We start from the raw sequence: 20,934 nt of genomic DNA, 5'->3' as shown, positions 1-20,934 counted from the left end.
GGAAATATTCCCGTGCACCGGACTTAAGGCGGTAATTTCACGGCTTGCAGCCCGGCAGCACCGATAACTGTTATTAGCAACTCTTATAGGCCCCCATGGACAAACTGACCCTGCTGGAAACCTTCACCATCGCCCTGGACGAAGGCAGCCTGAACCGCACTGCCCAGCGCCGCGGCATTACCCAGTCTGCAGTTAGTCAGCAGATCAAGCAACTAGAGGCGCTGATGGGCCAGCAATTGCTGCACCGCACCGCCAAGGGCATTCACGCCACCCGCGCAGGCGATCTGGTGTTCAGCCATGCGCAGGCCCTGCTGTCCGGCTACAACCGCATGACAGCCGAAGTGGACGCCCTGGAAGGCAGCGTCTCCGGCACCTTCCGCATCAGCGTGAACTCCTTTCTGGGGCGCAGTGTGATCGGGCCGATGCTTTTGGATCTGAACCGCGAACACCCGGACCTGAATATCGTGATGCGGCTGGAGGACCGGCTGGTCCATGTGGTGCGTGAAGGCTACGACCTTGCGATCCGCACCGGGAGGCTGGGCGACACAGACGGTTTTGGACGCAAGATCTCCACTCTGGAAACAGTGCTGTTTGCCACCCCGGACTATCTGGACCGCGAAGGTCGCCCGCAAACGCCGGAGGAGCTGAAACGGCTCAAGTTCATTCAGCACCACGAGGATCAGACCCGCGGCTTCTTTCCGCTGCGCCGCGGCGGGCAGGAATACCCGGCACCGGTGCAGGTTGGTTTCACCGCCGACGACCCGGACCTGATCATGCGCGCCGTCAGCAGCGGCTCCGGCTATACCCGCGCACCCCGTTTCATGGTGGAGGATCAACTGGCCAGCGGGGAATACGAACAGGTTCTTCCCGGCTTTGAAGCCCCTTTGAAGGACGTGTTTGCCGTCTACCCGTCGCGCCGCACGCCAGACCGCCGCCGGGACCTGACCATCGAACACACCGTGGCACGGCTGGACGCCTTGCTGCGGCCCCAAGCTGCGGAAACACCGGCGCCCTCTGCAATCACCGCTTGACCTTGGCTGCCCCATTTCCTAACCAACCTGTGGCGGGCCTGTAGCTCAACGGTTAGAGCAGAGCGCTCATAACGCTTTGGTTGCAGGTTCGAATCCTGCCGGGCCTACCATTCCTCCGCTACAGACCAGGGTGATACCACTACCGGAGCACCCGCAAGGAATTTGACGCGCGTCAACTTGCGTGACACAGTCCACATCCTGCGCGGCGCACCGCGGCGACGGGCGCTGGCATTCAGACCGCAAGAATGCCCCCGGACGCCCCCCTCTCCGTACGCCCAAGGACGACAACAAGGACCGCCACTGATGAGTGATCCCAAGATCAAGAACATGGATGAATTCGCGGCCGTTAGCGGCATCTCCCGCCCGACGCTGTCGAAGTTCTTCAACGATCCGGCCAGCGTTCGCACCTCGACGCGCAAGCGGATTGAAGATGCGCTGGAGAAATTCGACTACCGACCCAATCTCTATGCGATGAACCAGAACCGGCGGCTGACCAAGACCATCGGCATCGTGGTTCCAAATCTCACCGATCCGTTCTTTGCCAAGATCGCCGGCCATATCGAAGATCATGTCATCGCCGCAGGCTATCGGCCGGTATTGCTGGGATCAAACGGCACGCCGTCACAGGAATTGGAGAACCTGACCAATCTGCGTATGCTCAAACCCGCCGGTGCGCTGCTGGCGCCCCTTGGGCGCGGGTCCGAGGTCCCGCAGATCCGGCAGTTCTGCGAAGAGGTGCCGACCGTCCTGTTTGATGCCAATCTGGAAGAGACCGGTGCCGCCTTCATCGGCTCGAACAATCAACAGAGTATCGGCACGATCGTGGAGTATCTGTGCCGTACTGGCGATGCGCCAGCCTTTTTCGAGATGAAGACGCCGACGAACCCCAATGCGGTGAAACGGCGCAACGCCTATATTTCCGCGATGCAACAGCTGGGTCACGAACCCGAGCTGATCCAGGTCGAAGGTGACGGCTGGGATTTTGAAGAGATCGGCTTTCGCGAGGGCACCCGGGTGCTGTCTGGTCAGCGACCGCAAACCGATACCATCCTGTGCAGCAATGACCGGCTAGCCATCGGGCTGTTGTCCGCTGCCTATCAGCAGGGGCTGCGCGTCGGCCTTGGGGATGGCTGCGCCCTGCGGATCGCAGGGCATGATGACCACCCGTTTTCCCGCTACACCTGCCCGACGCTGACAACCGTTTCGCAGGATTACACCGCAATCGCCCGCACCAGTGCCGAAACACTGGTGGCCCGAATCGAAGGCAGCGCGGCGGCGGCGCCCCGCCGGGAAATTCTGTTTGACGGACAGCTGGTCATGCGCGGATCCGCATAGGCACTCCCATTCATCCAGCTCTTTCAAAACTTTACGCGCGTTAAATTTAAATTGACGCGCGATGACCTGCTCCGGTATCCTCACGTGGCAACATCCAATCATGGGAGGATAAGGATGTACCTTAAGAGCGCATTGCATGCGGCAACGGCCTTGACCGTTTTTGCCAGCACCGCCGCCTTTGCCGATACGATCACAATCGCCACCGTGAACAACGGCGACATGATCCGAATGCAGGGGCTGACAGAGGATTTTACCGCCAAGACCGGCCATGAGGTGGAATGGGTCACGCTTGAGGAAAACGTGCTGCGGCAGCGTGTCACCACCGACATCTCGGCAAAGGGCGGTCAGTTCGACATCATGACCATCGGCATGTACGAAACCCCGATCTGGGGCAAGAACGGCTGGCTGGTCCCTCTGGATGATCTGCCTGCCGAGTATGACGTGGACGATATCCTGCCCGCCATGCGGGGTGGCCTGTCCCATGACGGCACGCTTTATGCGGCGCCGTTCTACGGCGAAAGTTCCATGATCATGTATCGCACCGACCTGATGGAAAAGGCCGGTCTTGAAATGCCCAGTGCACCGACCTGGGACTTTGTCGCCGATGCGGCACGTCAGATGACCGACAGGGACAATGAAATCTATGGCATCTGTCTGCGCGGCAAAGCCGGCTGGGGGGAGAATGCGGCCTTCCTTACAGCGATGTCCAACTCCTTTGGTGCGCGCTGGTTCGATGAAAACTGGGTGCCTCAGTTCGACAGTGATGCCTGGTCAAACACGCTCAATTTCTACATCGACCTGATGAATGACGCAGGCCCTCCCGGGGCATCGGGCAACGGGTTCAACGAAAACCTTTCGCTGTTCCAGCAGGGCAAATGCGGCATGTGGATCGACGCCACAGTTGCGGCGTCTTTCGTGACCAATCCGAATGATTCCACCGTCTCGGACAAAGTCGGCTTTGCCCTCGCGCCGGATACCGGGCTCGGCAAACGCAGCAACTGGCTCTGGGCCTGGGCGCTGGCCATTCCGGCAGGAACACAGAAGGAGGCCGCCGCAAAGGAATTCATCCAATGGGCCACTTCGAAGGACTATATAGAGCTGGTCGCCGAGAAAGAAGGCTGGGCCAATGTCCCGCCGGGAGCGCGGACCTCGCTCTATGACAACCCAAACTACAAGGATATCCCCTTTGCCAAGATGACACTGGACAGCATCCTGTCGGCGGATCCGAACAATCCGACGGTTGATCCGGTGCCCTATGTTGGGATCCAGTTTGCGGCAATCCCCGAGTTCGCAGGCATTGCGACGCAGGTCGGTCAGGAGTTCTCGGCGGCCCTCGCCGGGCAACAGACCGCTGACGAGGCGCTGGCCAAGGCGCAGGCGCTGGCCGCAGACGAAATGGAAGCGGCAGGGTACTGACGCCTCCTCCCTCCCAGAGGGCGGCGCCACGATCTGGCCGCCCTCTGGCCCCCCGGAACTAACAAGCCAATATTGCTCACGACGGCCTCAGCCCCCGGCGAGAACGGAGATTTGCCATGGCGACCCAGCATTCCCGGTCGGCAGCACGCATCATGATGGCCCCCGCAGTGATCCTGCTTCTGGGCTGGATGCTGGTCCCGCTGACGATGACGCTCTACTTTTCCTTCAAGAAATATCTGCCCCTGCGTGGTGGCGATCTGGGCTGGGTGGGATTTGACAACTACGTCCGGTTCCTGTCCTCCAGCTCGTTCTGGCCAAGCGTTCAGGCGACGCTGATCATCGTTGGTGGAGTGCTCCTCATCACCGTGATCCTCGGCGTGTGCCTCGCGCTGCTGCTCAATCAGCCGATGTGGGGACAGGGCATTGTCCGCATTCTGGTGATCGCGCCGTTTTTCGTGATGCCCACGGTCTCTGCGCTGGTCTGGAAGAATATGTTCATGGATCCTGTGAACGGTCTCTTTGCTCACCTGTGGAAGGCCTTCGGAGCCGAGCCGGTGTCATGGCTGTCCGAGGCCTCGCTGCAATCCATCATCCTGATCGTCAGCTGGCAGTGGCTGCCCTTTGCCACGCTGATCCTGCTGACCGCGATCCAGTCGCTGGACAGCGAACAGCTGGAGGCTGCTGAAATGGATGGCGCCCCGCCGGTTGCACGCTTCGGTTATATCACCCTGCCCCATCTCAGCCGCGCGATTACCGTCGTGGTGCTGATCCAGACCATTTTCCTCCTGTCGATTTTCGCGGAGATCTTCGTCACCACCCAAGGCTCGTTCGGGACCAAGACGCTGACCTATCTGATCTATCAACGCGTGCTGGAAAGCCAGAACGTCGGATTGGGATCCGCCGGTGGTGTCTACGCCATCATCCTCGCCAATATCGTTGCCATCTTCCTGATGCGCATCGTTGGCAAGAACCTCGACGCATAGGAGGCCACCATGGCACGAGCCGTTACACCTAGACGCAAAGCCATCAATACTGCGCTGGCCTGGGCTGTTGGGTTGCTGATCTTCTTTCCAATCCTCTGGACCATTCTGACCAGCTTCAAGACCGAGGCACAGGCCATCAGCGATCCACCCGTCTTCCTGTTCTTTGACTGGACGCTTGAGAACTACAGCATCGTCCAGGAGCGCTCCGACTATATGCGCTTTCTGTGGAACTCGGTGATCATTGCCGGCGGCTCCACCATATTGGGGATAGTCATCGCCGTTCCCGCCGCCTGGTCGATGGCCTTCGTACCCTCGAAACGGACCAAGGATATCCTGCTGTGGATGCTCTCGACCAAGATGCTGCCAGCGGTCGGCGTGCTGTACCCGATCTATATCCTGTTCATCAAAATGGGTCTTCTGGACAACCGCTTTGGCCTGGTTGTGGTGCTGATGCTGATCAACCTGCCGATCATCGTCTGGATGCTTTACACCTACTTCAAGGAAATCCCCGGCGAGATCCTTGAGGCGGCGCGCATGGATGGCGCCACCCTGAAGGAGGAGATCCTCTATGTGCTAACGCCCATGGCCATTCCCGGCATCGCGTCCACGCTGCTGCTGAATATTATCCTGGCCTGGAACGAAGCCTTCTGGACGCTGAACCTGACGGCGGCGCAGGCTGCCCCCCTGACCGCCTTTATCGCCAGCTATTCCAGCCCGGAAGGCCTGTTCTACGCGAAACTGTCAGCCGCCTCGACCATGGCCATCGCGCCGATCCTCATCCTTGGCTGGTTCAGCCAGAAACAACTTGTCAGCGGCCTGACCTTCGGCGCCGTGAAATAAGGAAGATACCCCATGGGACAGATCAAACTTGAACGCGTGACCAAGCGCTTTGGCTCCGTTGAGGTTATCCCGCCGCTGGACCTGACCATTGAAGATGGCGAATTCACCGTCTTTGTCGGCCCCTCCGGTTGCGGCAAGTCCACGCTGCTGCGGCTGATTGCAGGGCTTGAGGATATTACCACCGGCACCATCCGCATCGACGGGCAGGATGCCACCGACATTCCCCCGGCCAAACGCGGGCTGGCGATGGTATTTCAGTCCTATGCGCTCTACCCGCATATGACAGTGCGCAAGAACATCGCCTTTCCGATGAAGATGGCGGGCATCCCCGCAGATGAGCAGAAGCGACGCATTGAAAATGCCGCGGCGGCGCTGAACCTCACCGATTATCTGGATCGCCGTCCGGGGCAGCTGTCCGGCGGTCAGCGCCAGCGGGTCGCCATCGGTCGCGCCATCGTGCGTGAGCCCGCAGCCTTTCTGTTTGACGAACCGCTGTCCAATCTGGATGCCGCCCTGCGCGTCGGGATGCGTCTTGAAATCTCCGAACTGCATAAGCGCCTTGCCACAACCATGGTCTATGTGACCCATGATCAGGTTGAGGCGATGACCATGGCCGACAAGATCGTGGTCCTGAATGCCGGGGTCATCGAACAGGTTGGCAGCCCGCTGGAGCTCTATCGCGCACCGCGCAATGTATTTGTGGCAGGCTTCATCGGCTCGCCCAGAATGAACCTGCTGACCGGACCGGCGGCAGCGGCGCAGGATGCCGCAACGATCGGCATTCGACCCGAGCACATCGCGATTTCCGAGACCAAAGGATCGTGGGAGGGAACCATCGGCGTTTCCGAGCATCTGGGCTCCGATACGTTTTTTCATGTTCAATGTGAGGCCTTTGACGATCCGCTCACTGTTCGTGCCGGGGGCGAACTCGATCTTCGCTATGGAGCGCGCGTTTTTCTGACGCCCGATATGGCGCATCTGCATCGGTTCGGCTCTGACGGGCTGCGGATCGGATGATGCGGCTGCTTGGAAAACGCGCCCTGATCACCGGGGCCGCGCGTGGCATCGGCGCAGCCTTTGCCGAAGCATATCTGCGCGAAGGTGCACGGGTGGTCATCGCCGATATCGATCATGCGCGCGCCGAGGCTACCGCCGCGCGTCTCGGCGACGCCGCCATTGCCATCGACCTTGATGTCACCGATCAGACCAGCATTGACCATGCGCTTGCCCGCACGGTGGAGGCGCTGGGAGGCCTGGATATCCTGATCAACAATGCCGCCGTGTTCACCGCAGCGCCGCTGGTCGAGGTCACGCGGGAGGCCTATCAGCGCACCTTTGATATCAATGTCTCCGGCACGTTGTTCATGATGCAGGCCGCCGCGCGGCAGATGATCGCGCAGGGCAATGGCGGCAAGATCATCAACATGGCCAGCCAGGCCGGCCGCCGGGGAGAACCGCTGGTGTCGGTCTACTGCGCAACCAAGGCCGCGGTGATCAGCCTCACCCAATCTGCCGGACTGAACCTGATTTCGCATGGCATCAATGTGAACGCCATCGCACCCGGCGTGGTCGAGGGCGAGCATTGGGACGGTGTCGATGCTTTCTTCGCCAGATACGAAGACAAGGCACCCGGCCAGAAAAAGGCCGAAGTGGCGCAATCCGTTCCCTATGGCCGCATGGGCACCGCAACGGATCTGACCGGAATGGCAGTCTTTCTTGCCAGCGACGAAGCCAATTATATCGTCGCCCAGACCTACAATGTCGACGGCGGTCAATGGATGAGCTGATGCGGGAACACAAGCGGGAGGCAGCGGCCATGAAACTATCGAATGACACCCTGACACAATTGCCGCAAACAATCGCGCGCCCCGGCTACGACCGGGCACAGATCACGCCCGGCATCGTCCATATTGGGCTTGGGAATTTTCACCGGGCACATCAGGCCTGGTATCTCCACGCGCTGATGCAGCGCGGTCTTGCGATGGACTGGGGCATTATCGGAGCAGGTGTGCGCGCCGCCGACGCCAGAATGCGCGACCGGCTGCTTGCGCAGGACTGCCTGACAACTTTGATCGAACTCGACCCCACCGGGCGCTCGGCCGAAGTGATCGGCCCGATGATCGACTTTCTCCCCGTGGAGGCGGGCAACACAAGCCTGATCACGACGATGGCGAGCCCCGCGATCAGGATCGTATCGCTTACGGTGACGGAAGGCGGCTATTATCTGGACCCGCAGCAGGGTGGGCTTGACCTCATACATGAGGATATCCGTCACGACATCGCCCATCCGGGCCATCCTCGCAGCGTGTTCGGCGCCATCGTCGAAGCGCTGAGGCGGCGCAGAAGCCGCAGCCTGCCCGCCTTTACCGTGCAGAGCTGCGACAATCTGCAGGGCAATGGTCAGATCACCCGCACCGCCGTTGTCACCCTGGCACGACAAACCGATCCCGAGCTTGCGGCATGGATTGATCAGAACGCAGCCTTTCCGAACTCCATGGTCGATTGCATCGTTCCGGCCACCGGCCCGGCAGAGGTGGCACTGGCGCGCGGATACGGGCTTGAGGATAGCGCCCCGGTGACTCATGAGAATTATCGCCAATGGGTGATCGAGGATGATTTCTGCGCAGGCCGCCCCGATTGGGATCAAGTTGGTGCGATTATGACCGATGACGTGCACGGTTATGAAAGCATGAAGATCCGCGTGCTGAACGCAGGGCATCAGGTGCTGGCGAATGTCGGCGAGCTATTGTCGATCCCGACCATCGCCGATTGTATGGGTGACCCTTTGGTGGCGGCCTTCTTTCGCAAGGTCCAGCAGGAGGAAATCCTGCCCTATGTCGCGGCCGTCCCGGACATGGCGCCGAGCGATTACCTCAGCCTGATTGAGGCGCGGTTTTCCAACCCGGAGATCCGCGACACGACGCGGCGGGTGGCCTATGATGGCTCGTCTCGCCATCCCGGTTTTGTGCTGCCCATCCTGCGAGATGCGGTGCAGCAGGCCGGAGCGATTGATGGCTTGTGTCTTGTCGAGGCGCTATGGGCGCGGATGTGTACCGGCATTCGCGAAGATGGCAGTCTCATCCCGCCAAACGATCCGGACTGGGAGGTCCGTAATACCCACGCCGAACGGGCACAGCACGCCCCGGAAGCCTGGCTACAGCAGAGCGCCATCTACGCAGATCTGTCGGTTGAGGTGCCTTTCGTTCAGCGGTTTTCCCACTGGATGCAGGTCATAACGGCGCAGGGCTGTCGTTCGGCACTTCGCACCTATCTCGGCCCGGCATGAACATGTCCTATTGCGGAATGCTGGACCGGTCAGCGATTAGGTCCCATCAACGGGCAGGCCGCTTGGAACGGATGCGGGCACTGATGACGTTTCGGCGCGGGCCTCTGCCCCGGTGAGTGCTGTGAGGAAAGCGATCAGCGCTGCGATGTCCTGATCGCTGAGGTCCCGGCGTAGATAGATGTCCCGCGCGCGCGCCTGTCGCGCCATCTCGAACCGGTCCTGCTGTACCACAAAATCCGTGGCGGCCAGCCAGGGCACATCTGGCAATTGCAGATCGTCAGGCGTCCACGCCGAACGGCTTGCGACTGGATCGAGGTGATGCCGGATCATCCGGTCAAGCGTCGGAAAAGCGCCATTATGGCCATAAGGCGCGGTCAGTTCCACATTGCGCAGCATCGGCGTGCGAAAGCGGTAGGCATCTGACAGATCATCGCTTTCTCCCATTCGACCGACATCCCGGACGTAGGGGTCAAAGCGGCGCGCGCGACCGGGGCCAAAGGCCGGCAGACCAAGGGCGTAGAAGTTCTGATCCGAAAACAGCGGCCCAGCATGGCAGCCGCTGCATCCGGCGCTGCCAAAAAACAGATCGGCACCGGCTTTTTGCTGCGCGGTCAGCGCCGTCGCATCCCCGGCCAGATAGGCGTCAAACGGGCTGTCGAACGAGGTGAAATCCTGCACCATGAACTGGGCCAGAGCCTCCGCGATATCGGTGATCTGCACATCCTCAGGCGCCATGATGTGATCAAAGGCGGCGACAAACCCTGCCGCATATGTCGGCAGGCCGCGGACGCGTTTGGCAATGATCGGCCAGGCCAGATCAATCCGGTCGCGGCTGGCACCGATGATTTCATTCTCGCCGACATTCCCGGCCATTTCCACGCTGGACGTCATCGGAAACAGCGCCTGCGCCGCCAGCAGGGATTGCAGCCCGTCAGGCAGCCATTCCTCTGCCGGGGTGTTGAAGCCATTGCCATAGACCGGATCCGCGCTGATCCGCCCGTCGTGCATCAGAACCCGGATGGATTTTGCCCCGAGGTTCCAGAGCGCGGGCGCATTGCGGGGAATGCGTTTCTGCACCCGGTTGCTGCCCCTGGTGGAAACCCGCGCCCGGCCCAGCCCCTCGCCGCCTTCTCCAAGGCCTAAGGATAGCCCGTCAGAGGTGCCATGGCGCGGATGATGGCAGGTTCCGCAGCTGATATTTCTGTTCCCGGACAGGATCTTGTCGTAAAATAGCAGCCGACCCAACTCGGCCTTTGCGGGGTCTACGGGTAGAAAATCGCTTGCCCCCAGCGGCGGCGGAAACCGCCGATCAGTCGCAGCCGCCGCCCCCGCAAAAAGGCCAAACGCCAGCACAACACAGGAGAGCACATGCGCAAGAGATGGAAACCGGTTCTGGCCGCGATGGCGCTGTCCACGAGCAGCCTGACGCTGCTGGTCCCGCTGCCCGCGCGGGCCGAAATCGAGCAGGCGCGCGACCTGATGGAGGCCGGCGAATTTGCGGCTGCGCGCGAGGCGCTCTGGCCAGCGGCGCGCTCCGGCAACGCAGACGCTGAAGAGCTGATCGGGGTGATGTATGCCATGGGGCTGGGTGTTGACCGTGACGACCAGCGGGCCTTTGAATGGTATCTGCGCAGCGCCATGAAAGGGCACCCCGGCGCGCAATCGGGTATCGGTTGGTACTATGAAATCGGCCGTGGGCTGCCCGCCCCCGACTTGGTGCGCGCCTATATGTGGTACACGCTGTCGGCCATTGGCGGTGATCCCGATGCGGCGATCAGCCTTGAAGAGGTGGTCAAGAAAATGACCCCTGCGGAGATCGAGAAAGCGCATGTTCTGGTCGCGGACTATAAGGTCTGGATGTATCCGTTTCGCTAGCCAACGGGGCAGCGGCGCGGCTAGATCCCGCACCGCCGGTTGGTGTTGCAGCCTACTGATCAGTTCAAATCGGCGGCACGGGCCGCGTTGACGTCGGCTTCGGCCTTGGCGACTGCATCGGTCAGCGCGGTAAAGATCTCATCGCCGCGCGTCACGTTGGATTTGAACCAGTCATAGACCGGCTCGGCTGCGGATTTGAACGCCGCCTTCTGTTCGGGCGTCGGAACATAGAGATCGCCGCCACCGGCAACAAAATCCTCATAGGCCTGGATCGACTTGCGCTTGGGCGAGGCAAATGTGGCCTGTTGCAGCGCGTAGAAGCCATCGACCACGACCTGCCGCATGTCTTCCGGCATATTCGTGAAGGTTTGGTTCGACATCCACCACAGCGCCCCCATATAAGCGTGTCCGTCCAGCGTCACATATTGCAGGCCAGCGTCGGGGAATTTCATGCCCATGATATCGGTGATGCCGTTCTTGGAGCCTTCGACCACGCCGGTCTGGAACGAGGTAAACAGCTCCGGCCAGGGGATCGGTGTCGGAGAGGCCCCGAGCGCCTTTACCAGCTCCTGCGGCAGGTCGGCGACGACCGTTCGGATTTTCAGACCTTCCATGTCGGCAGGTTCCGCGACCCGGCGTTTGGTATTGGCGAAGTTGCGCCAGCCGCCGGTGTTGCCAATGGTCATCAGGCGGATCGCATCGCCGGAATCCTCCAGTGCCATCCGGCGCATGGTGCGGGTGAAATCGCCCGACAGCACATGTTCGGCAATCCGGTCATCCGCCATCAGATAGGGCAGATCCAGCACCTGGACGTAAGGGAACAACCCCGACGCGCCGCCGGAGGTGGAAATATAGATGTCGATTGAACCATCCGCGACGCCTTGCAGGCATTCTGCCCCGTTGGAGCAAAGCTGGGTGCCGATGAACAATTCAACCTCGATTGCGCCATTGGAGGCCGCTTCGACGTAGTTCTTGAACACGACCAGACCGTCGTAATCCTCGTCATTCTCGTTGGAATTGGCGGTCGCGCGGATCTTGTAGTCTGCGGCGTAGGCCGACAGCGCGGTGCCTGCCATCAGGGCCGACAGGGCCAGTGTCTTCACCATTTTTCTGAGCATTCGTGTCTCCTCCTGTTGCTCTCTTATTCTGGGTATCGGGTCGTCCTTAGTTCAGAAATCCGGTCAACTGCGGAATGGTCAGCGAAATGGCCGGCACAAAGGTGATCAGAAAGATCACCGCAATTTCAATCGCAAGAAAGGGCAGGATCGCCCGGGCAATTGTTGTCACCCGCTCTTGCGAAACGGCGGCTGCCACAAACAGCACCAGCCCCATCGGCGGTGTCGCCAGACCAACCGTCAGGTTCACACACATGATGATGGCAAAATGGACCGAGTCGACGCCAAGATCGGTGAACACCGGTCCGAGGATCGGGCCAAGGATGATGATCGCAGGGCCCGCATCCAGGAACATGCCCACGACAAACAGCAAGAGATTGATCAGGAACAGCAGGATCAGCGGATTTTCCGAGAGGGTGAGGATGAAATCCGCCAGCTGTTCCGGCGCGTGACTGAGGCTGACGACAGTCTTGAACGACATCGCGGCGCCCACCAGCAGCAGCACCACGGCGGAGGTGATCCCCGCCCTCGTGAACACCTGCGGCAGGTCCGCCAGCCGCATCGACCCCAGCACCAGAAAGCTGATCAGCAGCGCATAGGCCACCGCCACGGCAGCTGCCTCGGTCGGGGTGAATACGCCGGCAAGAATGCCACCAAGGATCAGGACAGGCGTCTGCAACGGCACCACCGCTCGTTTGCAAATGGTGCGAAACGCCGGGCTGACCATCCGGCGCAGCCCTAGCATCAGCCCATGGGCAAACAGAACCGCGCCAAGGAACACCAGCCATTTGATCTGCGCTCCGGCCCCCTCGCCCAGCGGGACAAACTGTGCCAGCAACAGGCCAAGGTTGAGCCGCACCAGCCCAAAGGAGAACCAGCGCTCCATCGCGCCGATCTCAACGCTGTCGAACACCACCCGCCGTGCGGCCGGCAGCTCATACCGGTCGGCCATGGCGCGGACCATGATCATCAGGCCGACGCCAACCAGAACACCCGGAACGATGCCTGCGAGGAACAGCGCGGCAACGCTTTCGCCCATGACATAGGCATAGATGATCATGATGCCGGATGGCGGAATGATTGGCCCGATCACCGAACTGGCGGCAGTGACGGCCGCAGCGAATTTGCGACTGTAGCCTTCGCGCTCCATCGCCGGGATCAACATGGACCCAAGGGCAGAGGTATCGGCCACGGCAGAGCCCGAGAGGCCGGCAAACAGGATCGACGACAGGATGTTCACCTGCGCCAGACCGCCGCGCAGATGACCCATCAGCGCCTGCGAGAATTCGACCAGCCGAACGGTGATGCCACCGCGATTCATCAACTCGCCCGCCAGCATGAAAAACGGGATCGCCATCAGCGGAAAGCTGTCCATCCCGTTATAGAGGTTGCGATACAACAGGGTGAGATCGCGTTCTTGGCCATTCAGCCATAGCAGGGCACCCGGGGCTGCCAGAAGACAGAAAAAGACCGGCAGACCGATCAGCAGAAGAAACAGGAACAGCGGCAGGAACCAGATCAGCATCACTCGGCCCCTCCGATGGTCATGCCCGGACGGTCCGGCAGGCGATCACCCTGACCGAACAGTCGCACGATGCGTTCAAGGATCAGCTCGATATTGACCAGGATCAGCAGGCCCAGGCCCACCACAAGCGACAGCATCATCCAGCTGCGGGGCACCCGGTGCCAGCTGTCAAACCCGAGAGAGGTCGGAACATAGAGCGAGGCAGTGGCAAACCGCCCGCCAAGACCGGTGACCTCCCTATATCCGATCTGAATACCAACGATCAGCACTGTCAGGCCAATCGCCAATAGCAGCAGCTGCAGCAGGTGGAACAGCCGCCCACGCAGCAGGGAGTCGATAACATCAATGGCCACAAAACCACCGTTGCGCAGTGCGGTCGGCGCCATCAGGCCGGTCATCCACAACATGCAGAACCGCGCGGCCTCATCCGGCCAGGGCAAGGCACTGCCCAGCACGTAGCGAAAGAAGACCTGAATCAGGATCGCCAGAACCATCAGGCCAATGGCAAAAACGCCCACCCATCGGCCGAGCGCAAGCAGGCCGGTGTTGAGCGGGCGCAGTATGTTCAGGACCGACAGAACTGCCGTCATCGCGTCTCTCTCCTCCCCCCAATGTGCCCGCACCAACCTCCCTTGGTGCAGGCAGCCGGTCGCTAGCGTGACACGGCGATCTGGCCCATCTGGCCCTTGTAGAATGTCAATGCGTCCCCTTCTTCGCGCATGGTGGCGCGGTCAACGTGACCCAGCACGATGGCGTGGTCTCCACCGTCATGGATGGCTGAACGGGTGCATTCAAACCGCGCCAGACAGTTTTCCAAGAGCGGCACCCCGTTTTTGTTGCGCTCCAGCTGCAAATGGTTCAGCCCAAAAGCATCTTTTGCGACCTGCCAACACAGATCATCCTGATCCGCCGCCAGAACGTGGATGGCGTAGTGGCGGGCTCTCTCGAAATAGGGAAAGCGGCGCGAGTTGCGGTCCGGCGACCACAGCACCAGCGGCGGCGTCAGCGAGACCGAGGAAAAACTGTTGGCGGTGATCGCCACAACCCCCTGATCGGAGGCTGCGGTCACGATGGTGACCCCAGTTGCGAACCGGCCAAAGGCGTCGCGCAGCAGCCGCGTGTTGTCCGGTGCGGGAACAAAGCTGTGTTTGCCCTGCCCTGCATGTGCCGACATCATGCGACCTCCCGGCCCAATGCCGCCTCGTACAGGGTGAACCAGGTCGGGCGGTCCAGCTCGACCTTCAGCGCGTCAGAGGCCTGTTTGATCCGCTCCAGATTATTGGTGCCCAGCACCGGCAGGATCTGAGCCGGGTGTCGCAACAGGAAGGCTATGGCGACGGCGGCGCGGTCAACGCCTTGCGCGGCAGCAATCACATCCAGCCGATCGGCCAATTGGCCGCTCCCGGTCATCAGCCCCCCACCGCCAAGCGGTGACCACGCCATCAGCGGATGCCCCTGCCGCTGATGAAAGGCCAGATCGCCGTTGGTGAAGGGGCTGATCTCGGACAAAGAGAGTTCGATCTGATTGGTGGCCAGCGGCGTCTTCATCGCCGATTGCAGCAGCTCCCAATCCCAGGGACGGAAGTTCGACACGCCGACGGCGCGCAATTTGCCTGCGGCGACCAGCGCATCCAGCGCGGCCCCTGTCTCGACATGATCCATCAGCGGATCCGGCCGATGGATCAGCAAGAGGTCGATATGGTCGATGCCCATTTCCATCAGCGACGTCTCAACCGAACGGGTGATATGGGCGGCGGAGGTATCGTAATGTTTGACCGTCGCGTCCGCATAGCGCCCGACCGGAGCCACGATATCGCATTTGGTGACGATCTCCATCTGCTCACGCAGGGCTGGATTCGCCTTCAGCGCCCGCCCCAGGATCCCTTCGGCTGTATAGCCGCCATAGATATCGGCCTGATCAAAGGTGGTGATCCCCTGCGCCAGACAGGCCTCGATCTTGGCCTCGACATGGGCGGTCGAGGTATCGCTGTCATCGCCAAGACGCCACATGCCATAGACCAGACGGCTGAACTCCAGCCCTTCTGCGATCTTGATCCGTTCCATCAACGACGTTCTCCGTTCCCTAGGGGTGTCGCCGGGGTCGATTGCGGCACCCGGCCATATTCATGCGGCAGTGAGCAGGTTTTCAGATGTGGCATCACCCGCGCCCCGAAATGCCGCGCTTCCTCCAGATGCGGGTAGCCCGACAGCACAAAGGCGCGGATGCCCATCTTCTGGTAGGCTTCCAGCTTTGACATGACCTGATCGGTGGATCCGACCAGCGCCGCCCCGCAACCAGAGCGTGCCCGCCCTATCCCTGTCCAGAGGTTCGGTTCGATAAACCCGAATTCATCAGCAATATCGCGGTTCTTGGCCTGATGCGCCACGCCCAGCGAGGTGGCATCCAGCGCCCGCTCCCGAATGGCCCTGCCCTGCGCATCATCCAGTTTCGATACAAGGTGATCGGCGTATTCATAGGCTTCTGCCTCGGTGTCGCGGACAATCACATGCACCCGCAGACCATAATCAAGCGTACGCCCATAAGTTTCCGCGACGCTATGGACCGCCTGCATCCGACCGGCCAGATCTTCCATCTTTTCCGGCCACATCAGGTAGACATCGCAATGTTCACCGCAGAGCTCCAGCGCCGCCGGGGAATAGCCACCGAAATACAGCAGCGGCCCGCCGGTCTGATAGGGTTTCGCCGGATCGGTGGTCAGCCCTTCGAATTGGTAAACCTCGCCCTTGTGGTTGATCTCATCCCGGGTCCAGGCCTGTTTCAGGATCTCGACCACTTCGCGCGAGCGCTGATAGCGAAAGCCGCTGTCGGCGGTCTCCCCCGGAAAATCGGAGGAGATAATATTGACCGTCAGCCGCCCCTTCAGCATGTGATCCAAGGTGGCCAGGGTACGCGCCAGCATGATCGGCTGCATCTCGCCGCAGCGCACCGCTGCCAGCATGTTGATCCTGTCAGTGATCGGCGCACAGCCCGCCACAAAGCTGAGCGTATCCTGACCCACCTGAAAGGACGACGGGCAAAGGATATTGCGAAATCCCTGCGCCTCTGCCTCTTTCACGATGTCAGAGCAATGCGCCCAGGACGACCGCAGGTCACCATCCGGTACACCAAGAAACTGGTAATCGTCCGAGCAGAGTGCCGCAAACCAGGACACTTCGACCGCATCAAGATCCGCGGATGTTACCGGAACAACGCTCATCGGTCTCTCCCTCGCAGTTGGCAACTTAACTCTTGCATAGCCTGCGCCTTGATGTAGATCAATGGTGTATCAATTTTTCTCACATGGTGACGATTGGCCCCATGCCCACCGCCCGCTCCACTGCCAGCGCGCTGCCGCTTTACCTTCAGATCAGCGAGTCCCTGACCCGTGAGATCGCGGCCGGGAGGTTGGCCGACGGGGAGCGACTGCCGCCCGAGCGTCAGCTGGCGCAGCAGTATGGAACCACCGTAAGAACCCTGCGCAAATCCCTGTCGGAGCTAGAAAAACAGGGGATGCTCGAACGGATTCAGGGATCGGGAAACTACATCCGCACCACCCAGTCAGTGCAAAGCGTCTATTCGATGTTTCGGCTGGAGCTGCCCGGCGGTGGTGGCTTGCCCACGGCAGATGTTCTGTCGGTGACCGCGCTCGCCAAGCCCGAAACACTGCCCGAATTTGGCAGGTCAGGCAGTGGCACCCGGATCAGGCGGTTGCGGTATCTCGATGATGTGGTGATTGCCGTTGAAGAGATCTGGCTGGATGGTGGCGCGGGACAGGTCGATGCCGGACAGCTGTCCGATTCCCTCTATAGATATTATCGGCTGCATCTGGGCTTCTGGATCAGCCGAGCCGAGGATCGGGTATCGCTTGGTCGGGTGCCCGACTGGGCGCCGACACGGTTTGGCAAGCCCCCGGGCGCGACGGTTGGGTATATCGAACGGCTAAGCTGGGCACAGGATGAGGCCGCCGTGGAGTTCTCACGCACTTGGTTTGACCCGGACAGGGCGCTTTATGTGCAGCGCCTGACGTAGGAGGAAACATGTCACACCCCACCACCTATGGAATCATCGGCTGCGGCATGATGGGCCAGGAACATCTGCGCAATATCGCCCTGCTGGACAACACGCGGGTCGGTGCGATCTATGAACCCAATGCGGCCATGCGCGAGACTGCCGCCACACTCGCCCCTGATGCAGCGTTCGTGGACAGTATCGAGGCCCTGCTGGCTGTAGCTGAGCTTGACTGCCTGTTGATCGCCAGTCCCAATTTCCGCCATCTGGAGCAGCTGGAGACCCTGGCCCGCCTGCGCCCGTTGCCGGTGCTGGTCGAAAAACCGCTGTTCACCAGTCTTGCCGATCTGGCACGACTGGACGGTTTTGCAGCAGATTATCCGGCCCCCGTTTGGGTGGCGATGGAATATCGCTATATGCCCCCCATTGCGGCTTTCCTGAAGCAGGCCCAGACAGCGACCGGCGGCATCAAGATGCTGAGCATCCGCGAGCATCGGTTTCCATTTCTCGCAAAAGTCGATGACTGGAACCGGTTTGACGCCAAATCCGGAGGCACCTTTGTTGAGAAATGCTGTCACTTCTTCGATCTGATGCGGCTGACGCTCGGTTCTGAACCGCTACGGGTTATGGCCAGCGGCGGTCAGGATGTGAACCATCTCGATGAACGCTACAGCGATGGTGTGCCTGACATCCTCGACAATGGCTACGTGATCGTCGACTTCCGCTGCGGCGCGCGCGCCATGCTGGACCTGTGCATGTTTGCCGAAGGCGCTGAATATCAGGAAGAGGTCGCCGCGGTCGGACCCACAGGCAAGATCGAAGCCTTTGTGCCCGGACCGGGGCGGTTCTGGCCCACCCATCTGGGCGCGCCGCCGCTGCCGAAGCTGGTGACCTCGCCACGCTCCCCCAAAGGCCCTGTAAAACAAGAGTTTCCTGTTGATCCTGAACTTCTTGAGGCGGGTGATCACAACGGATCCACCTTTTATCAGCACCAGAAGTTTCTCGAACTGGTCCGCGGCGAACGCGCAACACCTGAGGTGACCCTTCATGATGGGCGGATGGCAGTGCTCATGGGGATGGCGGCGCAGATCTCCATTGCCGAGCGGCGCAGCGTAGAGATCTCAGAGCTGATCTGAGCGCGCCCCGGTGACGGGATATTACAAGCCGATCACGATATCGGCCTGTAGCCCACCCAGCTCGGCGCTGGTGCCCAGCCGGAGCGTCCCACCATGCGCGCGCGCAATATCGGTGACAATCGCCAGCCCCAGACCAACCCCGCTGCCAAGATCCTGATTGCGGGCAGGATCAAGCCGGGTAAAGGGCCGGGTCGCCTCGGTCCGGTCCGCCTCTGCAATGCCGGGACCGTCATCCTCGACCCTTATGCGCAGGAATTTCTCGGTCATGGCAACGGACACCCGTGCGCGGGTGCCATAACGCACTGCGTTTGAGATCAGATTCTGCACGGCCCGACGCATTGCTGCGCCGCGCAGCATCACCTTACCTTCGCCGCTCATCTCGCCGAGCATCACATCCTTGCCCTGCCGCCGCCAGCCATCGACCAGCAGCGTGATCATCACATGCGGATCCACTTCTTCCGGCTCGCTGGTGGAAACACCGCGCGAGAAGTCGAGAAAGGCATCCAGGAGCGCCTGCATCTCGTCGACATCCTGACGCAGCGGCTCGGCCTCCTCGTCATCCAGCATCGACAGGCCCAGTTTCATGCGCGTCAGCGGCGTGCGCAGATCGTGGCTGACACCGGAGAGCATCAGCGTGCGCTGCTCCATCTGACGTTCGATCCGCGCCCGCATGTCCAGAAAGGCGCTGCCGGCGGCGCGCACCTCATTGGCCCCGCGCGGCGAATAAGGCTCCGTTCGTCCCCGCCCAAAGGCCTGTGCCGCTTCCGCGAGCTGCTTGATCGGGCGCAGCTGGTTACGCATGTAGACGAATGCGATGACCGTCATCAGGAAACCAAAGACGATCATGGTGACAATCAGCTGATGCGGCGCCGCTGCCGTCAGTCGCCGTCTGTCAAACACCAGCGCCAGTGGCCCGTGTTCGCTATCCAGCACCAACTGCACCCGGCGCGTGTTGGGGAACTGGGCAGAGATGAACCGTGGCGCCGTCGCCTGCAAGGTGTCCCGCACCACCCGGCCCGAAAACTCCAGTAGCCCCATCTGATCCAGCGGTACCGGCTCCTCCGGCTCGAGAAAGCGCAGCTGCATCTGGAGCGGTCGCAGCAGCGGATCGGCCAGTTGCAGGGCCTCCTCGCGACTGCCAGCCGGTGCCATCACCTGCTCCAGCAGGCGCAGCTCGCGCAGCATTGTGAGCGTCATCTGGACCGTCAGATCCTCAAGGTCACGCTTGATGAACACAACCGAAATCACCAGTTGCAGCGTTACGATCGGCACCAGCAGGATAAGCGCCGCCCGCCCGTAAAGGCTGCGCGGCATATAGTGTTTGAGCCATTGAAAGAACATGCGCTACACCTACCGCGCGACCCCGCCGCTGAAAAGCAAAACGCGCATCTTCCGCGCCCCGTTTATCACCAAGGATCAGAGCAGATGCAGGCACCCGACGATTTCAATCCCCCCGCAGGCATCGCGGAGAATGTCGAACCGGGTCTGCGCCGTATCCTCGCACCGAACCCCTCTGCGATGACATATCGCGGCACCAATACCTATCTGCTGGGCCACAGCGATATTGCCATCATCGACCCCGGCCCAATGAGTGACGCCCATCTGCGGGCGATCCTTGACGCCGTGGAACCGGATCAGCGCATCAGCCACATTCTGGTCAGCCACAGCCATCTGGACCATTCCCCCCTCGCCCGGCCGCTTGCCAAGGCCACCGGCGCGCCGGTCTACGCCTTCGGCGATGCAACAACAGGGCGAAGCGCTGTGATGACGGAGCTGGCCGCCGCCGGCCTCGCCGGTGGGGGTGAGGGCATCGATGTGGATTTCACGCCAGACATCAGGCTGCGCGACGGTGATATCGTGGCCGGCCCGGACTGGCAGCTGGAAGTGATCCACACGCCCGGACATCTTGGCAATCATATCGCTTTTGCCTGGAAAGACACCTGTTTTACCGCCGATCACGTGATGGGCTGGGCCAGTTCGCTGGTGTCGCCTCCCGATGGCGATCTGACAGATTTCATGGCTTCCTGCCAGCGATTGGCCGCGCGCAACTGGCGCGTCTTCTACCCCGGGCACGGTGCACCGGTTTGCGACCCTGCGACCCGGCTCGCCTGGCTGATCACCCACCGCAAAGGGCGTGAGGCTGCGATCATGGCGGAGCTTGCGAAAGGACCGGCCACCGTGGCAGAGCTGGCAGCGCGCATCTACACCGAAACTCCGGCCGCGCTGCGCATCGCCGCCGAGCGCAATGTTTTTGCCCACCTCGTTGATCTTGCAGGGCAATCCCGCGTCACATGCGCAGATCCTCTGTCATTCGGCGCGCTGTTCGCTCAGCTCCCATAGACAACCGGATTACCGCAGATTTTTTCAAAAAATCGCAAAACGA

At 61.1% G+C, this 20,934-nt stretch carries 20 protein-coding genes and 1 tRNA gene; 13 read left to right on the top strand and 8 right to left on the bottom strand.

The genetic code is table 11. The features are described from left to right. The first annotated feature begins 95 nt into the window (after positions 1-95). The 9 genes from VXL81_RS04325 (at position 96) to VXL81_RS04285 (ending at position 8,891) form a co-directional block, all read left to right on the top strand. Entirely contained in the window at positions 96-1,031 is a 936-nt protein-coding gene (locus VXL81_RS04325) for a LysR family transcriptional regulator (protein ID WP_416544268.1), read from the top strand. Between the two features lie 34 nt (positions 1,032-1,065). Further along, a tRNA-Ile gene (locus VXL81_RS04320) sits at positions 1,066-1,141 on the top strand. A 193-nt stretch (positions 1,142-1,334) separates the two neighbouring features. Beyond that, complete coding sequence (locus VXL81_RS04315) at positions 1,335-2,366, top strand: LacI family DNA-binding transcriptional regulator (protein ID WP_340545374.1); 1,032 nt, start codon at positions 1,335-1,337, stop codon at positions 2,364-2,366. A gap of 114 nt (positions 2,367-2,480) precedes the next feature. Further along, complete coding sequence (locus tag VXL81_RS04310; RefSeq protein ID WP_416553079.1) at positions 2,481-3,782, top strand: ABC transporter substrate-binding protein; 1,302 nt, start codon at positions 2,481-2,483, stop codon at positions 3,780-3,782. A 116-nt stretch (positions 3,783-3,898) separates the two neighbouring features. After that, positions 3,899-4,765, top strand: coding sequence for a carbohydrate ABC transporter permease (locus VXL81_RS04305; RefSeq protein ID WP_340545372.1), 867 nt, complete (start codon positions 3,899-3,901; stop codon positions 4,763-4,765). Positions 4,766-4,774: 9 nt separating this feature from the next. Beyond that, a complete protein-coding gene (locus VXL81_RS04300; RefSeq protein ID WP_340545371.1) occupies positions 4,775-5,605 on the top strand; it encodes a carbohydrate ABC transporter permease in 831 nt (276 codons plus the stop codon). A 12-nt stretch (positions 5,606-5,617) separates the two neighbouring features. Next, positions 5,618-6,622 (top strand): ABC transporter ATP-binding protein, encoded by a 1,005-nt coding sequence (locus VXL81_RS04295; protein ID WP_340545370.1) that lies wholly within the window; start codon positions 5,618-5,620, stop codon positions 6,620-6,622. Beyond that, positions 6,619-7,392: an L-iditol 2-dehydrogenase gene (locus VXL81_RS04290; protein WP_416538657.1), complete on the top strand. Its 774-nt coding sequence runs from the start codon at positions 6,619-6,621 to the stop codon at positions 7,390-7,392. The genes VXL81_RS04295 and VXL81_RS04290 overlap by 4 nt, the downstream gene beginning before the upstream one ends. A 29-nt stretch (positions 7,393-7,421) precedes the next feature. Beyond that, entirely contained in the window at positions 7,422-8,891 is a 1,470-nt protein-coding gene (locus VXL81_RS04285; protein ID WP_416553077.1) for a mannitol dehydrogenase family protein, read from the top strand. 36 nt (positions 8,892-8,927) lie between these two features. On the opposite strand, the gene VXL81_RS04280 is transcribed toward VXL81_RS04285, so the two are convergent. Then, positions 8,928-10,241 (bottom strand): cytochrome-c peroxidase, encoded by a 1,314-nt coding sequence (locus tag VXL81_RS04280; protein WP_416553231.1) that lies wholly within the window; start codon positions 10,239-10,241, stop codon positions 8,928-8,930. A gap of 51 nt (positions 10,242-10,292) precedes the next feature. On the opposite strand from VXL81_RS04280, the gene VXL81_RS04275 reads away from it, so the two are divergent. Then, the gene (locus tag VXL81_RS04275; protein ID WP_340546311.1) at positions 10,293-10,766 is read left to right on the top strand and encodes a tetratricopeptide repeat protein; all 474 of its coding nucleotides are present in this window, start codon (positions 10,293-10,295) and stop codon (positions 10,764-10,766) included. 59 nt (positions 10,767-10,825) lie between these two features. Here the strand turns inward: VXL81_RS04275 and dctP are convergent, their stop codons facing one another. From dctP to VXL81_RS04245, 6 genes are all read right to left on the bottom strand, one after another. After that, on the bottom strand, positions 10,826-11,884 hold the full coding sequence (gene dctP / locus VXL81_RS04270) for a TRAP transporter substrate-binding protein DctP (protein WP_416553075.1): 1,059 nt from the start codon (positions 11,882-11,884) through the stop codon (positions 10,826-10,828). Positions 11,885-11,930: 46 nt separating this feature from the next. Further along, the gene (locus VXL81_RS04265) at positions 11,931-13,406 is read right to left on the bottom strand and encodes a TRAP transporter large permease (RefSeq protein ID WP_416553073.1); all 1,476 of its coding nucleotides are present in this window, start codon (positions 13,404-13,406) and stop codon (positions 11,931-11,933) included. Then, on the bottom strand, positions 13,406-13,996 hold the full coding sequence (locus VXL81_RS04260; RefSeq protein ID WP_416536124.1) for a TRAP transporter small permease: 591 nt from the start codon (positions 13,994-13,996) through the stop codon (positions 13,406-13,408). The genes VXL81_RS04265 and VXL81_RS04260 overlap by 1 nt, the downstream gene beginning before the upstream one ends. 62 nt (positions 13,997-14,058) lie before the next feature. Further along, positions 14,059-14,580 (bottom strand): flavin reductase family protein, encoded by a 522-nt coding sequence (locus VXL81_RS04255; protein ID WP_416544261.1) that lies wholly within the window; start codon positions 14,578-14,580, stop codon positions 14,059-14,061. Further along, on the bottom strand, positions 14,580-15,470 hold the full coding sequence (locus VXL81_RS04250; RefSeq protein WP_416553071.1) for an aldo/keto reductase: 891 nt from the start codon (positions 15,468-15,470) through the stop codon (positions 14,580-14,582). The genes VXL81_RS04255 and VXL81_RS04250 overlap by 1 nt, the downstream gene beginning before the upstream one ends. Next, positions 15,470-16,624 (bottom strand): LLM class flavin-dependent oxidoreductase, encoded by a 1,155-nt coding sequence (locus VXL81_RS04245; protein ID WP_416553069.1) that lies wholly within the window; start codon positions 16,622-16,624, stop codon positions 15,470-15,472. The genes VXL81_RS04250 and VXL81_RS04245 overlap by 1 nt, the downstream gene beginning before the upstream one ends. A 101-nt stretch (positions 16,625-16,725) precedes the next feature. On the opposite strand from VXL81_RS04245, the gene VXL81_RS04240 reads away from it, so the two are divergent. Then, positions 16,726-17,436, top strand: coding sequence for a GntR family transcriptional regulator (locus VXL81_RS04240; RefSeq protein ID WP_340545362.1), 711 nt, complete (start codon positions 16,726-16,728; stop codon positions 17,434-17,436). Between the two features lie 8 nt (positions 17,437-17,444). Further along, a complete protein-coding gene (locus tag VXL81_RS04235) occupies positions 17,445-18,551 on the top strand; it encodes a Gfo/Idh/MocA family protein (protein ID WP_416553067.1) in 1,107 nt (368 codons plus the stop codon). 21 nt (positions 18,552-18,572) lie between these two features. On the opposite strand, the gene VXL81_RS04230 is transcribed toward VXL81_RS04235, so the two are convergent. Beyond that, the gene (locus VXL81_RS04230) at positions 18,573-19,892 is read right to left on the bottom strand and encodes an ATP-binding protein (RefSeq protein WP_416553064.1); all 1,320 of its coding nucleotides are present in this window, start codon (positions 19,890-19,892) and stop codon (positions 18,573-18,575) included. Between the two features lie 84 nt (positions 19,893-19,976). Between VXL81_RS04230 and VXL81_RS04225 the strand changes: the two genes are divergently transcribed. Next, on the top strand, positions 19,977-20,891 hold the full coding sequence (locus VXL81_RS04225) for an MBL fold metallo-hydrolase (protein ID WP_416553063.1): 915 nt from the start codon (positions 19,977-19,979) through the stop codon (positions 20,889-20,891). The last annotated feature ends 43 nt before the right edge of the window (positions 20,892-20,934 follow it).

This window comes from Phaeobacter sp. JH204B (genome assembly GCF_048055755.1).
In the GTDB taxonomy this organism is placed as follows: domain Bacteria; phylum Pseudomonadota; class Alphaproteobacteria; order Rhodobacterales; family Rhodobacteraceae; genus Phaeobacter; species Phaeobacter bryozoorum.
This window is presented reverse-complemented; position numbering and strand designations above follow the sequence as displayed.